This window comes from Pseudactinotalea sp. Z1732 (genome assembly GCF_049724975.1).
In the GTDB taxonomy this organism is placed as follows: Bacteria; Actinomycetota; Actinomycetes; order Actinomycetales; family Beutenbergiaceae; genus CALKWS01.
This window is the reverse complement of the sequence record NZ_JBMPQC010000010.1, coordinates 84414-99234: the sequence shown is the minus strand read 5'-3', so window position 1 is coordinate 99234 and position 14821 is coordinate 84414. Positions and strand designations below refer to the sequence as shown.

General features: G+C 65.5%; 17 protein-coding genes. 1 reads left to right on the top strand and 16 read right to left on the bottom strand.

Annotation, left to right across the window (positions count from 1 at the left end):
- Positions 1-436 precede the first annotated feature (436 nt).
- Positions 437-3349 (bottom strand): tape measure protein, encoded by a 2913-nt coding sequence (locus ACPL7H_RS15900; protein WP_424797770.1) that lies wholly within the window; start codon positions 3347-3349, stop codon positions 437-439.
- 43 nt (positions 3350-3392) lie between these two features.
- Between ACPL7H_RS15900 and ACPL7H_RS15895 the strand changes: the two genes are divergently transcribed.
- Entirely contained in the window at positions 3393-3587 is a 195-nt protein-coding gene (locus ACPL7H_RS15895) for a hypothetical protein (RefSeq protein ID WP_424791762.1), read from the top strand.
- 355 nt (positions 3588-3942) lie between these two features.
- Here the strand turns inward: ACPL7H_RS15895 and ACPL7H_RS15890 are convergent, their stop codons facing one another.
- From ACPL7H_RS15890 to ACPL7H_RS15820, 15 genes are all read right to left on the bottom strand, one after another.
- A complete protein-coding gene (locus ACPL7H_RS15890; protein ID WP_424797769.1) occupies positions 3943-4575 on the bottom strand; it encodes a hypothetical protein in 633 nt (210 codons plus the stop codon).
- 108 nt (positions 4576-4683) lie between these two features.
- Complete coding sequence (locus tag ACPL7H_RS15885; RefSeq protein ID WP_424797768.1) at positions 4684-5208, bottom strand: hypothetical protein; 525 nt, start codon at positions 5206-5208, stop codon at positions 4684-4686.
- A gap of 3 nt (positions 5209-5211) precedes the next feature.
- Entirely contained in the window at positions 5212-5379 is a 168-nt protein-coding gene (locus ACPL7H_RS15880; protein ID WP_424797767.1) for a hypothetical protein, read from the bottom strand.
- Between the two features lie 69 nt (positions 5380-5448).
- The gene (locus ACPL7H_RS15875) at positions 5449-5877 is read right to left on the bottom strand and encodes a hypothetical protein (protein ID WP_424791766.1); all 429 of its coding nucleotides are present in this window, start codon (positions 5875-5877) and stop codon (positions 5449-5451) included.
- Positions 5874-6266, bottom strand: a complete 393-nt coding sequence (locus ACPL7H_RS15870; protein WP_424797766.1) for a hypothetical protein — start codon at positions 6264-6266, stop codon at positions 5874-5876. The genes ACPL7H_RS15875 and ACPL7H_RS15870 overlap by 4 nt, the downstream gene beginning before the upstream one ends.
- An 11-nt stretch (positions 6267-6277) precedes the next feature.
- Complete coding sequence (locus ACPL7H_RS15865) at positions 6278-6508, bottom strand: HNH endonuclease signature motif containing protein (RefSeq protein WP_424797776.1); 231 nt, start codon at positions 6506-6508, stop codon at positions 6278-6280.
- Between the two features lie 499 nt (positions 6509-7007).
- Positions 7008-7460 (bottom strand): DUF6093 family protein, encoded by a 453-nt coding sequence (locus ACPL7H_RS15860; protein WP_424797765.1) that lies wholly within the window; start codon positions 7458-7460, stop codon positions 7008-7010.
- Positions 7445-7846 (bottom strand): Gp19/Gp15/Gp42 family protein, encoded by a 402-nt coding sequence (locus tag ACPL7H_RS15855; protein ID WP_424797764.1) that lies wholly within the window; start codon positions 7844-7846, stop codon positions 7445-7447. The genes ACPL7H_RS15860 and ACPL7H_RS15855 overlap by 16 nt, the downstream gene beginning before the upstream one ends.
- A 20-nt stretch (positions 7847-7866) precedes the next feature.
- Entirely contained in the window at positions 7867-8193 is a 327-nt protein-coding gene (locus ACPL7H_RS15850) for a hypothetical protein (RefSeq protein ID WP_424791770.1), read from the bottom strand.
- A 17-nt stretch (positions 8194-8210) separates the two neighbouring features.
- Positions 8211-9122: a major capsid protein gene (locus ACPL7H_RS15845; RefSeq protein ID WP_424791771.1), complete on the bottom strand. Its 912-nt coding sequence runs from the start codon at positions 9120-9122 to the stop codon at positions 8211-8213.
- 50 nt (positions 9123-9172) lie between these two features.
- A complete protein-coding gene (locus ACPL7H_RS15840) occupies positions 9173-9793 on the bottom strand; it encodes a hypothetical protein (protein WP_424797763.1) in 621 nt (206 codons plus the stop codon).
- 61 nt (positions 9794-9854) lie between these two features.
- A complete protein-coding gene (locus tag ACPL7H_RS15835; RefSeq protein WP_424797762.1) occupies positions 9855-10835 on the bottom strand; it encodes a hypothetical protein in 981 nt (326 codons plus the stop codon).
- Between the two features lie 3 nt (positions 10836-10838).
- Positions 10839-12350, bottom strand: a complete 1512-nt coding sequence (locus tag ACPL7H_RS15830; RefSeq protein WP_424797761.1) for a phage portal protein — start codon at positions 12348-12350, stop codon at positions 10839-10841.
- Positions 12351-12373: 23 nt separating this feature from the next.
- Positions 12374-13990, bottom strand: a complete 1617-nt coding sequence (locus tag ACPL7H_RS15825) for a hypothetical protein (protein ID WP_424797760.1) — start codon at positions 13988-13990, stop codon at positions 12374-12376.
- Positions 13983-14444: a hypothetical protein gene (locus ACPL7H_RS15820; RefSeq protein WP_424791776.1), complete on the bottom strand. Its 462-nt coding sequence runs from the start codon at positions 14442-14444 to the stop codon at positions 13983-13985. Before ACPL7H_RS15820 ends, ACPL7H_RS15825 begins: the two co-directional genes overlap by 8 nt.
- Positions 14445-14821: the final 377 nt, after the last annotated feature.

The following is a 14821-nucleotide window of genomic DNA, read 5'->3' as shown; positions in this document are numbered from 1 at the left end:
GCGGCGGAAACGTCGCCATACCGGAACGGGTCATCACACGACCACTGCGCAGCCCACAGGAACCCGCCATGCCCCGACCCAAGCCCAGCCCACCGGCCACGCTCCGGATTCGCCGCGAAACGCAACAACCGCGCCCTCGCCGTCAACGTCCGACCCGCATGCTCAACCGTCAAATCCTCCGGCTCCCCGTCAAAACCCATGTTCCGGTCAAGATGAGCCAACAACTCATCCCGGGCCGTCGAGATGTGCGCGGTGCCCTGCACCAACACATGCCGCGCCTCAGCCCACACCGGCCCCCCGAACACACCATGCCCAGGGCGCGGATCGGTGCGCTGCCTCGGTGAGGGCCGCTCCTCCCACCCGTCCAGGGAATAGATCGTCACCGGGCCGTCCCCACCCCCGATGCTGAGGCCACGCCAATGGATCACCGTACGGCTCACAACGCACCCACCATCTGCCACTTAAACGCGGCCTCAACCTGAGACAAGTCCGCGCCGCCGAGACGCTCCACGTGCACCAACGGGCCGGAAATGGACCGCGGCTCGGTGGGGGCGGGGGCCGCGACCTGGATCACCTGGGGAGCCGCCTGGTACGCCGGAGTCCCACCCCCGGCAAACCCACGCACACCAGCCCTGGCCCACGCACGCATCTGCTCCATCGCCGCATGCCCGCCCGCGCCACGAACCTCCGCCGCGGACCACACATGCTCGTTGTGAGACAGGCGGGCGGCGATCGAGTCCGACGTCTCGCTGCCGGGGCCGAAGACGGGGCCACCGGAAGCGCGCATCAGATCCGCACCCACCTGGACCCTCTGATTGTTCAACTGCCGGATTCGGGCCTGGGCGGCGGCCACGTTCGCGTCGATGTTCACGCGGTACGTCTGCTGCCCAGCCCAACCACCAAGGCCGCGGACGGTGGCGCGGGCGGGGGAGTCGTTGGCGTCGAGCAGCGTGCGAGTCGTTGTGCGCTCCCACCTGCCCGTCTCGCGGTTGAAGACCTGCACAGCCCGGTTCTCGTTCAGATCCAGCAGCGTCTCGGTGGTAGTGCGCTCCCACGCCCCGGTCTGCTCGTTGAAGATCTTGACCGCCGGGCCAGGGTCGGCGCTGAGCATGGTGTCTGTGGTAGTGCCTTCCCAGTCGCCCATCAACGCCAGGGCCTCGGCAATGGCCGGGCGGGGGTCCACGTCCAGGTTCGTGTCAGTTGTGGTGTTCGAGAAGTCGTCCACCAGCGCTTCAAAGCCGGACCGGGCGGGCATGTCATCAATGTCCACACCCGGACGGCGCGCACTCTCTACCCCGTCCGCGAACGCTTCCCCACCCTGCTCGCCCCGGTCGCGAGCAAGGCCGGCCAACTCCACGAACTCGTCGTCCGTCATCGATACCAGCAGGGCCGCGGCCTCGGCTGAGTCCATGCCGCCCGCGATCAGGGCGTCAACCATCTCGTCAGCGGCGTCCCACATGTGCCGGGGGAGCAGGTCCCGCGCCCGCTCAGTGGCACCGATGATGTTGGACTCCCAGTTGTTGTGGGCGTCGATCTGCGCGCTCAGTGCGGCAATCCAGTCCTGCGCCGATGCGGTGGCATCCTCGGAGAATTCCTTAGCCGCCGCCGACGCTGAGTCATAGGCGTCCATCACGTCACCGAAGGACTGGCTGGCGCTGATCGCCATCTCGCGCCACGCCTCGCGCAGTTCGCGAGCGGCCTCCTGGTTCTCGATCCAACCCTGGCGCATCTCTGCCAGCGCCGCGTCGGCTTCGCTGATGCCGCCACGAGCCATCTCTGCGGCATCGTCCAGCGCCATCAGGGCACCCGTGGCCTGCGGCATCAGTTCACTTAGTTGTTCAGCGGAAAGCCCCAGACCCTCCAAGAGCACTCGCACCATATCCCCGTGCCCCGAGTCCACCAGGTGGGCCAGCGCGGCGTCGGTCTCAGCGACCGCGACCTCGGTGTCCTTCATCCAACTTGGGATGCCAAACGATCCGAAGAATGCTGATATCGAGCCCGCCAGGCTCGGGTTAGCCAACCGCTCCAAGGCCTCGCCGAGATTGTTTGACTCGATGGTCACTCGGTCGAATCCCCACGTAGCCATCTGGGAGAAGATTTGGTCCATCTGAAGGTTGGCCAGGTCGTCGCCAGCGTGGTAGATGCGCTGCATCGATCGCGCAATATCTTCCATGTCCCGAGGAATCCCAGGATCATGCACGGCTGCGGAGAGAGCGCCAACCGCCGCGGTAACGCCAGCGATGACCACCCCCACGCCCGCCAGCCGGGCGATGGCGCCAGTGAACCCGCCGATCGCTCTCGACCAGACAGGGAATGACCTCGCAAGGGTCTCTAGGGAGGTCCGGAACTCCACAATCCGCGGGACCGCCAACAGCAGCGACCCCGCAGTTAGAGTCGCGACACCACCGAGCCCGGTAAGCGCCGCTCCGGTTTGGATCAACCCGTCAGGCAGGCGCATGAAGAGACGCATGGCATCGGCCAGGCTGTTCAGCCAGGTGATGAGCGCGCCGCCGCCCTCGGGGTCCACCAGCGGGGCAGCGATCGTGGCCGACAGGTCACGCCATGCAGCCTTCACTCGGTCAACAGCACCCTCGAAGGTCTCCCGGACGTTCGCGGCGGCGCCGCCGAAGTTCTCATTCAGGCCGGCGACAAGCGGGTCCCAGATCTGCTCAACCGGGATGCCACCCGGCTTCATTGCCATGTTGCGGATCTCCTGACCGGAGACACCCATCTGCTCGCCCAAGATCGTCGCCATGTCGATGCCGTACTGGCCGACCTGGTTGAGCGTTTGTCCAGTCAGGCGCCCTTGCGACTGCATCTGCGCAAGCGCGTAGACGATGCTCTCGATGTCAGAGTTCGACCCGCCGACCGCAGCGACGGCATCCTGCACTCCATCGAGGATGGGGATGACGCGACCGGCCTCGACGCCGAAGCCGATCAGTTGCTGTTGGGCGGTGATCCACACCTGGCGGGCGAACGGGCTCGTGGAGGCGAAGTGGTCCAGGCGGTCCATTTGCGCCGCCGCTGCCTCGGCGGAACCGAGCATGGTCGTGAGACCAGCCGTGGCCGTCTGTCGCAAGGTGTTGTACTGGATCCCGGTGTGAAGGACGGCGGCGCCAAGGCCGGTCACGGCCGCGCCGACACCAACCAAGGTGGAGCCGACCGTGGTCCACTCCTGGCGCTGGAGGCGGGCCGACTGTGCCACCCGGCCTGCAAAGGTGTCCGCTGCCCGCTCACCCTCGCCGGACTTCTTGACCACTTGGTCCAGCGACGAGGCAGCAGACGAGATCTCACGGTTGAAGTCGGTGACCTCGGCCCGGAGGCGAACCGCTATTGAGCGAGTGGACACGGAATCACCCCCGTCCGGCGTCGAAGTAAGGCAAACTCAAGGCATGGACACACAGAAGAAGCAGCGAAAGGGCGGGGCAGAGAAGGCGATCGCATCCGGGATTGGGGCGCTGATCGCCATCAGCGGCACCATCGCCGCCGTCAGCAACATCGAAACCGCAGCACTCGGGATCTTCGTCGCCTTATTGGGGTTCGGCGTGTTGATCTATGCGCAGTTCTCCGGACGCATGGACCGCTAACCAGCCCGCGCCTTGCCGACCTTCCCCCTGCCCCGCCGCTTCCGTGGCGGTTTCGGGTTGCGCCACACATAGGCCAACTCGCCCGGTTGCGGCTTGTGGTCATCGCCGGGGTGGTTCGCGGCGCACGCCTGGCACGTCACCGTCTTGCGCTCGTACCGGCCATGGTTGGCCTCGTCGTGGGCCTCGTCCATGTGCTGCCCGCACCCGCCCGGACACAGCCCCTCTTCGTACAGTTCCAGGGCCGTGGTGAGCAGGAAATCAACTTCCGGGTCGCGAGGTAGGCCAAGGTGTGCGCACGGGTACGCCCCGTATTTCCTGCCCGTGCGCAGCACCGTCAGCCAGTACGGGTGATGCCTCAGCGCCCGTGAGAGAAATCCGGCCTCACCGGCGCCTTCGCCGCCACACTGTTGGCGCGCTGCCCAGCCGCATAGATCAGATCCACAGCGGGCTCGTTGACTTCCATCAGCGCCTCCAGGCCCTCAGCGGTCACACCCTTGGGGTGCACCACCTGGTCAGCCAACTGGTGCAGCATCACCGTCTTGGCGTAATCCCCGTACTCTTCGTCGGTGGCCTTCTTGCCGGGACGCTGCACACCGAGTTTCTCCAGGTGCTTCTCGATCTGGCGGCGGCGGGTAGTGGAGCGTCCCTCCATGATGAACAACGGCCGGTTTGCCTCGAACTCAGCCTTGGCTTCCTCGTACTCGCCCACCAGTTCGTCTACGTCCTGGCCGGCGCGTTCGGCTTCCTCGATGCGCATCACGAGCATCTGCATCCGCCCCAGTAGGTCACCGCGCACCGGGACGCGGATGGCGTGGCGGTTCGGGCGGGCGCCTTGCACGAACTCGTCGAAGTCGAAGTCTTCGGGGGTGAGGTCGGCGGGGATGTCCAGGATCTCCGGTTCGTCCGGGTCCGGTGCCGCCTGCCCCAGGGCCTCGTCCTCGATGGGTTCGGCCTTTGCCTTGCGGGAGCCGAGGGTTTCGTCAGTCATGTCAGGTCCAATCGTCAGATGCGGTCAGGTCCAGGCGGTCAGGTCCGGTTGGTGACCCCGGCGGGGCGGGGGACCTGACCCCAGCCCGCCCCGCCGGGGCGTCATTGGTCAGACGACGTTCGCGGCCACGTTGAAGTACGTCTCGAAGTCCTGAACCCCGAGCGGCACAACAACCTTGATGAACCCGTCGTTCGGGTCAGACGGCTCACGCGGCACATCGGTCTGCACGACCCCGCCCCAGCGAACCTCATCGTCGGCCTGCCAGTCCTCATCCGGGTCCGGACCCTTCCGCACGAACAGGCCCACACGAGTGCCCGGCTCCCGCACGGCAGCGAAAGTCGTCTCGCTGGACGACACCGCATCAGGGCGGCCAGTCTCGTCCAGGTCACGCAACACGGTCACCGAGGCGTTCGCGTTGCGGCCGGCGAAGTTCGTCCACTGCCCCTTGCTGCCCAGCGGGGTGTCATTGTGCGTGGTCGAATCCGTAGCCGTGGCCTGGAAGTCGGTCTTCAGGATGTCGTTGTGGATGTCGAGCCCGGCGTTCAGGTCTGCGGCCGTGACGGTCAACAGATCCTCGGGCGGGTCGAGCACGAGCGTCACCTTCTGCGACGCATCAGCGGCTGTGTAGGCCATCGGTCAGTTCTCCTTCTTCTTCTCGGCCCCGCCGGTAGCCGCCGGGGTGTCCACCGTCTTGGTGGGTGGGGTCTTGCGGAACGGACGGCCGAGCACCTTGTGCCCGAGCCAGTGCTCAGGGATGCGGACCTTCTTGCCATCCCTGCTGCGATACGCAGTGGTGTGCGCCATGTCAGCCCTCCTCGGGCATCTCGGTGAACCCCAGCGCCAGGCGGCACAGGGGACAGATAGAAACAGGGCTCAGCCGGCCCGTTGCGGGGTGGAGAGCAAGTGGAAAGCGTCCACACCGAAGATCGGGTGCTGACCCGTCGCAGTCACCCGCACATCGCGGTCCTGGTCGGTCATCTCATGCCGCAGAAACTTGACCGTCGCCTTCCTGTCAGGCACCACCAGACGCCGCGGGCCACGACCAGGTGACAGCACCTCACGCACCGCACCCAACAGCCCCAGCGCAGACGCCGGAGACGTGCCCACAGACCGCACCTGCAAGTCATGGTCGATGGAATCCAACCGCTCATTCAACGGCCGCTCACCAGGCCGCCCGTAGCCCGGCGAGATCAGCACATACGGGTACCGAATACTGTTCGGCTTCGGCACCGAAATGATGTATACGGTGAACCCACGCTCAGACTCAATGAGAGCCTTCATCGCGTTCAGGTGCGCCATCATGGGCCAAGCGCCAACTCTGCCGCGAGGTCAGCCAACGCATCGGCGAACTTCGGCGCCTCACGCTCCAACGCGGCTGTTGGGTCTTCCACCGTCCCGGCTCCGAGGGAATCCCCGAAATATGCGATATTGGCGAGCGAGCCAGGGGAGCCCTTCTCTGGGCCGATCTCAGCCTCATACGCCCCACCAGGGGACCGCATGTCATACGAGATCCCGCGAGCCACCGGGGCGAAGTGCCGAGACTTACGCATCTCCGCTTGCAGGTCGTTCTTGATCTGCACCGCCCCGCGCTCCACCACCGGCCGCACATGCCGCGACAACCGCGAGTCGATCCGGCGCATGTCCTCAGCCAGGGCGCGCACCTCAGAAGCGTCAATGGTCACCCGTCCCACGGCGGCACCTCCTAACTAGGCCCAGGGGCAACGAACGGCCACGAAGCGTTCTTGGATGCATTGCAACTACGACATGCCGGGCGAAGGTTCGCCAGCATATGCGGCCCACCAGCCTTCACCGGCTTGACGTGATCCAATTCCTCATACGGAACCTCGCGGCAGATCCAACAGACCCCGCCATAGAAGGCAATCCGGGCCACGAGTTGTTCGGGCGAAAAGGGAATGACCTGAACGCCAGCCATTCGCGCCCTGCGCCGAGACAAGTGCTCCCGGTTCCAGCGTAAGCGCGCTTCGTAGTTCTCAGCGTGGTAGGCGGCTATCTGCTGAATCCGGGACTCACGGTTTTCCTGATACCAGCGCCTGTTGTATTCGCGGTAGTACTCTGGATTCTCGCGAGACCACCGCAAGGCGTTAAGCCTGCTCTTCTCTTTGTTCTGGCGGTACCATTCTCGGGCCGCTGCGCGCAACGCCTCCCGGTTCGCATTCCGGTACTCCAGGCCCTTCGCTCGCCGCGCCTCGCGGTTGGCGTGATAGTTGGCCCTAACCCTGGCTCGCACGCAGTCCTTGCATGAGCCGCGGGGGCGACCTCTTGCCAGGTAGTACTCAGTGAGCGGCTTCGTGTCGCCACAGGACTTGCAGGTACGGGTAGTGTCAGCCATGCCGGTTACCTCTTGCCAGGTAGTCGGTAGGCCCTCGGGAGGTGCGAACTCCCGGGGGCCGCTTCTTTCTGTAATTCTACCGCTAATTCGGGTTAAACGGTGGAACCTCTAGTCCCACGTTCAGTTCCACCGCGATTCGATATGCGGTCTTGTGTGTAGCGTAGGGTGCCTCAACCGTAACCCGGTAACTCTGCCCGATAAGCAAAGGGTCAATGCTGTCCAGAATGGTGATTACGTCTTCCGGCATTATCCGCGCTACACCTACTGGGATATCGACTCTCACCCGGTTTATGATTTGGGTAAGTCCTGCGGATTCGCGTTCCTGTTCAAAGGCTTCGTGACTCTGAACTTTGCATTTACCGAAATGCGGGCCTTGTCGCGGGTCGTAGATCACGATCAGTTCCGGCACGTCCTCGAACGTCTCCGGGTCCGTGACCATGTTCCCGGTGGGCCGGCGGATCACACACTGGTCGGTCATCAGCCGCTCGGCCGCGATCCGGCCCGAGTACAGGGCCGCGCTCACCGACGAGGCCACAGCGTCCTCCGGTCAGGCTCGAAGCCTGGGCGGGTGGAGAACCCGCCAGCGCCGGCGTGGGGCAGCAGCATCCCCCACTCGGACTCGGTAAGGAACAGGTCGCCGCGGGCGGCGTCCTCGGTCAGCCCGTAGGAGTAGTCGTCGATCCGTTCGTTCTGCTTGCCGGTCGGGTTGAGCGCCTTGCGCACCACGGCGTTCGTGGTGACCATGGCGACGATCTCAACCGTGGGAGCGCCGGCCGCGATCCGCTCGTCAAGGTCGGGGATGCGGGATCGGATGATCGCCTCAACGTCACCGATCCAGGCGTTGACTTGCTTGATCTCGTCAGGGTCGGTGATGGGGCGGCCAAGTCGGTCCGCAACGTCGGTTAGATTCGCGAAAGACATGACCGCCCCACCCCCTCTACTCAGCCCGCGGGGGGCGTGTCGGACACCGCGGTCTCGCCGGTGTCGTAGTTGTGCGTCACGTAGACGGTGGTGCCGTCCGGGCCGACGCGCTCGTAAGTCTCCGAACGCGTCCCGGTCGGGGTGTTGTCCGGCACTTCGCCGGACTTCACCACCGCGTTGACCGTCTGGTGCCCATCCGCGGCCGCTGCGGCCTTGTCTGGGCGCGCACTGGATGCGCGTTCCTTCGGGTCGTAGGTGTCCGCCGGGGCGTCCCCGGGGTCGGTGGGCTGCGGCTTGGTCACATCGTTCGACAGCCGCGTGGTCTTGGGCGCTTTGGTGCGTGCCATGGTTACCCCTCCCGTTCTCAGTTGGTGGTCACGCCGCGCAGGCGTGCGGCGGCCTTACCGCCCTGGACAACGAACCCGGTGTAGAAGTCGATTCGGGTGCGCACTGCGGGCTTCTCGTCGAGTTCACCCAGGTAGTACGCCTGGAGCCCACCGTTGGTGATACCCAGGACGCCGGACACGCCGATGCCCGAAGCGAACTTCACGGCGTACAAGTCGCCGCCGTTGGTCGGATCAACGCCGAGGATGGCGCGACCAGACCAGTGCTCGCCCGGATCGATGAACGGCACACCGTTCCAGGTGAACTCCCGCTTGCCCGTGATCTCGGAGTTGATGTACTCCGCACCGCCAACCTTCCGGCCCAGCGACTTCAGGCGCGAGATGATCGTGCCAGGGCCGTAGACCACATCGGGAGCACCGCCGGTGACCTGGCCGAACAGGGCATCCAGTTCGTCTAGGAACGCCTCTTCGGTGGCAGGCGCGACGGAGTCGATGACCTGCCCGCCGATGAGTCGCTTGCGCAATCCATCGAACGACTTCGGGTCAACCTCAACGTCTCCGTTGAACATGGTGTCCACGTAGGTGGCCTGCGCGGACTCCAGTTTCATGCGGACTTGATCGGCCATGAGTACCCCTCGCGAGGACTGCATGGTCTTCTCGATAAATTGATCCACGTCGGCGTCGCCACCGAGGATCACCAGACGCTCGGTGTCCTGGTTGATCACGCCGGTGGACTCCACGTACGCCTCGTTGACGGTACGGAACGCGGTGCCCGGGAGCACCTTGTCCTTGTCGTAGGCGTAGGCGTTGCCCTCGATGTTCTCGAAGGGCAAGCGGTCCCACACCTGGGACACTTCTACAGCAGTTTCCAGCGCGCCCCGGCGGACGGGAGACGTCTCCAGGGCGGCTGCCTGTGCGAGGGTGACGGCCATGGCCGATCACACTCCTTTCATTGTTGGTGCCGCCCCGGATGGGTCGGCGGTTACTTACGGGTGTTGCTCATGGCGTCATCGAACGCCTGGGCCATGCGGGGAACGCCGGGCAGCGCCTCGGCGCGGACGGGTTCGCCCCGGGCGCCTTGGGTGAGATCCGGCTTCGGAATGCCCGAACCCTGGCCACCGTCCTCGCTGGGAGCGAGTCGCTTGGCTAGGACTTCCATCGCCTCGGCATCCTTCGCGGTGCCAAGAAGTTCGAGGTCTTGCTCGTCGGTGATCTTGTGCTGGTTCGCCAGCCGCAACAGCGCGGACTCGTGCCGCATTGTCGCAACTTGATCCTGCAACTCAGACAAGAGGTCTTTTCCGTCGTCAGCAGGTTCGGGCTTCACGCCGAACGCCTCAGCAACGGAGGACTTGAACGCGTCGAGCTCAGCCTTCAACTGCTGCCGCTCAGTGCGCTCTTTGGCCAGGTCGGACAACACGGACTGCTTGGAATGTTCGGACTTGAACCCGTTGTCAGTCGCGTCCGCGTGAGGCTCAGGTTCATCCGGCTCGCCTTCGGGCTTCGGGGGCTCGGTGGGCTTCGGGGTGGTTTGCTGCGCCTGTTGTTGCCTGGGCTGTGGCGTCCACCCGGAGGTGGCCGGGGTGAGCGAACGTAGGTTGTGCATGGTGGCGATCTCCCTCTCGGAGTCATAACCCAGCGACCTCGCGCCACTGGGAGTCTGTGTGTCAGCGCCAGATGTAGCCGTACTGGCGCAGCAAGTCCTGCATCCGGTCCACGTTGCCGTCGGCGATCTCGACAATGGACTCGGGCATCAGTCGGGGTGCGCCACCGGATCGGCGGCCATACATGCCGCGCCGGGTCGCACCTTCCGCTGTGGTGTACGTGCCGCGTGCGTCACGGGTCAGCCGCCCAGACTGCGCCCGGCTCATCCCGCGGCGTGCGTTCACAACCTGTGTGGGGTCGGCGCCGTTGCGGATCGCCTCGGCCCCGGCCTTGGTGAAGATACGCTCTTGCTCGGCCTCGGACAGTTCCTCGAAGTACTCTTCGGGGCTGACCGCATACCCTTCCGCTTTCGCCGCCAGGTCGGACATGTCGGGACTCACTGGCAGGTGAGTGCACAGGCAGCCGGGGTGGCGCTCGAATGCTTGCCGTGATGAGTAGGTGCGGCCGGCGAGGATCGCGCACCTGGCGCATGCCCCGGGTTGGATCGCCCGGACGAACGAGATCCCACCGCGGGTTGCTCCGCCGACAACTTCGCCGGCTCTGATGGTGTCAGCGAGCAGCGTTGTGGTCGCCATGGTGATCCACGCCAACCCAGCGGCCCTGGCCTGCTGCGGCGTCAATCCGGACCCAACTGCGCTCTTGGTGCGAGTCACCGCCCCATACATCAGCCCCTCGGCGGTGCGCCCGTCCCCAGCCACACCGACCAGCGAGTTCGGGTTGACCCTGCCAACCGGCGCCGGTGGTGGCCGGGTGAACGCCTGGTCCATGTAGTCCGGGATGAACTCCCCAGCCAACTCGGCCACCTGATGCTGCGTGGCGCCAGTGGTGGTCAGGATCGCCGTCCCCACGGACTCCCACGACGCGTCGAAGTCGTCCCCCGTGCGCCGCCACTGCCTGCGCACCTCGGCGACCGCGCCGCGGGCCATGCGTCGCTGCTCTCGCACGTAAGCGGCGTAGGGCGCCGGCAGATTCTGGGCCGGCACGGACTACTCGCTATCGCGGCGAATCGTGATCGGCTGCACGCCCGGGCGGAACCGGATGCCCGCCAACCCCGCCTGCTGCGCGGCGTCCTCTGGCTCAACGCCGGCACGATACAGGGCGGCCATCGCATCGGCGCGCTTCTTGACCTCATCCGGGTCCAGCGCAGACACGGCCCCTGTGTCCTCGCCGCGGTTCAGGAAGGATAGGTCTACGGCGGACTCCTGGGCGATTTCCTCGGCCAGGTACTGCCGCTCCTTAGCCTTCCTGGGTTCGGTCCAGCCCATCTCGTCCCACATGCCTTCGCGGGAGATGTCCCGGGTGGCGCGCAGTTTTGCTAGCGCATCCACCCGCTGGGCGATCGTCGGGGTGCCGGGGTCGAAGTAGTCAACCCGCACCCGGTTACCTTCGACCCACTCACCGGTGGCGAACCGCAGGGCTAAGGCGCCGATCCAACCGAGCACCATTCCCTCCGCTTCGTTCTTATCCTCCACGCCGTTGATCAACTCGATCTCGTCAGCGCGGACCGTGCCTTCGGCGGGCGGGTTGGTGGTGTTGATGCCGAAGTAGCGCGCTGGGAACCCGTAGGACAGGGCCGCTTGGCCGCCGTAGATGTTCAGTGCGGTCTCGAAGTTCTTCAAGTCCGCGGCCCGGAACTGTCCCCACTTGGCGTCCTTGTCGGTGAGCATGTTGATGACGTCGTAGTACGCCTCGAACATCGAGATCGGCTTGCCGTTCTCATCAACGAAGTCACCGGACTGCACACCGGTGGCCCACTTGCCAGGCACACCGTGGCCCTCCTGGGCGAACTGTAGGTTCGTGAGCGACCGGGCCACCGCATCGGTTAGGTCAATAACGTCGGTCAGTTCCGACTCGCCCTCAAACCCCGCACCGGACAGTCGCTCGTTGAGGTGCATCACCACGGGCACGGAACCGAGGCCGTGGGAGTCGCGGTCCTGCTCGCGCCACTTGCCACTCTCGTCTTTCTCGATCCAGATCGTCTCTTCCGGCAGATACAGCGTGACGTTCGTCGGCCCCATGCCAAACGCGTCCTTGCCGAAGAACCGGGCCGCGGCCGTCATCGTCTCGGTGCGGGTGTCCACCAACGCTTCCATCTCGCGGGGGGACTCCACGCGCACCAGCGGCAACTCAGGGTTGTGTTCGTTGGCGCCCACCGACATGTAGGCACGCCCCGAGATCAGCGCATCGCGCCGGAACATCTTAGTGTGCGCCGTCAGGTTCGACGCGTCCCAGATCGCCCGCAACCGGGGGTCCGCCTGTTCTTCCCCAGGAAGGATGAGCGCCCGCACCTTCTGCCGGCCCGCAATGGTCCGAACCACCACCCGAGGCCAGTTCGCGAACACCGTGAACCGGCGCATGTTCGGCGGGATCGCCATCCCCAGGTGCTCCAACGTCTGCCGCAACCTGTAATACCGGTAATGCCGCTCATCCTCCCAGTACCGGGCGTCCAGTTCCGCCTTCAACTGCTCCACTATCTGAATCTCGGAGGGTGTCAGCATGCGGGTTCCCTCCATTCAGTGGGTCAGCGGGGCAGCCTGAGGTACTTGGGTCCGGTGTCAACCGCCCAGCCCAGGGCGCGCATGTCGGATGCGGCTTCGTGAGCCAAGATGTCGGCCATGAGAATGTCGATCTTCTGATGCTCAGATGGCTTGCCGAGCATGTACTTATCGCCCGGCTTGGCGACCTTCCGGGCGTTCAGCGCGTGAGTCTTAGCGGTCTCGTCGCCGTCGTGCGTGGTCAGCCCTTCGGCGGTGTCCTCCAGGAACCGGGACAGCGCATCGAACATGCGGGGCGGGGAGTTCGTGTGCCACAACGCCACCACGTCATCACCGTGTGCCAGCGCCCACTCATCGGCCTGCGTCTCCCAGTGACGGGGGTCCACGTAGAACCGGCCCACCTTGAACCGAGCGAACATCTCCGCCACCGCAGCGTTCACCTCACCCCGAGGGATGCGCCCGTCCCACTCATCCGGATTCCAGAACGCCGGCCGCGCATCCGGCCCGTAGGTCGGGGTGAACCGGTACCCGTCGCGAGTCTCCAACCGCAGCGCCGTCCAGTCGCCCGACCGAGAGCCGTCGAACCCCATCGCCACCGGCGTGCCATCCGGCACCGACTGCGGAGCCGTGGTCTCATCCCACAGCGCCTCGGGCATGTACGAACCCAAGCCCTGCACCAGCATGTTCCCGTAGAACCGCTGCGCCTGTGCCGGGTCCGTCGTGATGATCTCCGCCGCCTCGGCCTCGATCGCGTTCAGGTCCGCCCACGGCGAACCCTCGTACACGTAGGCCAGGATCTTGCGCCGGTCGCGCTTCAGTGTGAAGTCCAGACCGTTCGGCGGCTTGCGGTAGAACCGGAAGATGTCCCTGGCCCGTGACTGGTAGGTCTGCTGCGCGGCGCTGTTGTCCATCGGGTCCCAGGGGTTCGTGATCTCCAGCCCGCGGCCACCCATGCCCGCCAACCCGCGGCGCATCGTCTGCCACACCTTCAGCAACTTGCCCACGTACAGCCCGGACTCATCCGCCAAGGCGAAGTGGATCGGGTTACCCAACTTGCTGTTCGGGGCAGATGTAATCGGGTCGATCCGCCCGTTGTTCGGTGTCCGGATGAACCCTTCACGGACCTTCATCTGCTCACTGAGCGGGCCGCGTCGGATCATCTCCTGCAACGGGCGGTAGACGTTATCGGTCTGATCCTCAGCCGTGGCAAGCAACTGGATCGTGGACATCGGCCGCGGAATACCCATCGGCTCGCCCGGCTCATACACGTAGGACCAGCCGCACGAGCACCCGTGGTCCTCACACCGGTAAACCTCGCCACCCTCAGCCCAGCCGGCGAAGATGCACGGCCCGACAGCCTCAAACGCGGTGATCGACGCACCCCACGGCGACTTACCCGTCTTCTGCGGACCAACCACCAGCCCGCGCCGGTTGGCGAACATCGGCGCACCAGCCGGTCGGGAAGGGGTGAACTTCGCATCCCGCTTCACCCGGTAGAAGTTGACCGTGCACCACAACTGCCAGCCGTCGTGAATGAACGGGTCGCCCATGGACCAGCCATCAGCGACCTTGCAGTGCGCCTCGATCCAGTCCGCGCACAAAAAACCAAGGCTCGGGAAGTCCACCACCCACTCGTCAGCCACCGGGAACAACCTTCATCCGGTCACGAGACGACTGGCGCGGCTTACCCTCCTCCGGCTTCTCGGCGGCACGCTCGGCAACCTCATCGGTGGCGACTTTCCAGCCCATCTCAGCCAGGCCAGCCGTCGTCATCCCGATCTGATCAGCGAACCGGTGCAGGGACGACTTGTCAGCAGCCGTGGCCTCGTCACTCTCGCAGATCACGAACGTGCGCACCCACATCGCAATCGTGTGAATCCGCCACATCTCAGAGGGCATCGACCAGGCGCACGCCTGCGGCGTGGACCACGCCCACTCCCACAGCGCCTGCTCGCGGTCAGCGACGAGTGCCGTCATCTCGTCATCGACAACCTGGAACCTGCGCTTGTCCTCGTGCTCCCAGCGCAGCACGCGCCGAGGCATCAACGGAAACTCCGGCGCCGCACCGTCGTAACCCTCGGCCGGCAACGCCGTCAACGAGTAGCCACGGCGGTCAGAACGGCCAGACTCCTCGTCCGCCTTCGGGCCGGACCTGTTACGCCTGCCTCCACTGGTCATGGTGATCAACTCCAAGTTGGCATCGCGCCAACATCGGGGGTCGGCGGGCATCGCGCCCAGCCGGCGAATATCAGGTGAGAACTTGGGGAACCCTTTGCCGAACCGGGGGGCGAAAGGGTTTGAACCCTCCGCACCATTTTCTCCCCTCCCCGGCGGTCAGGGGCGGGGGCGGGTCGGGGTCACCCCCCACCCCTCGATTGACCTCCGCTTTACCTTCGGCGTCGGTTCGGGTCGGTCGCTGCCCGCCCACCTTCGGCGGTGTTGCAGGCTACGGTTTGTGGTCCGATCCAGCGCGT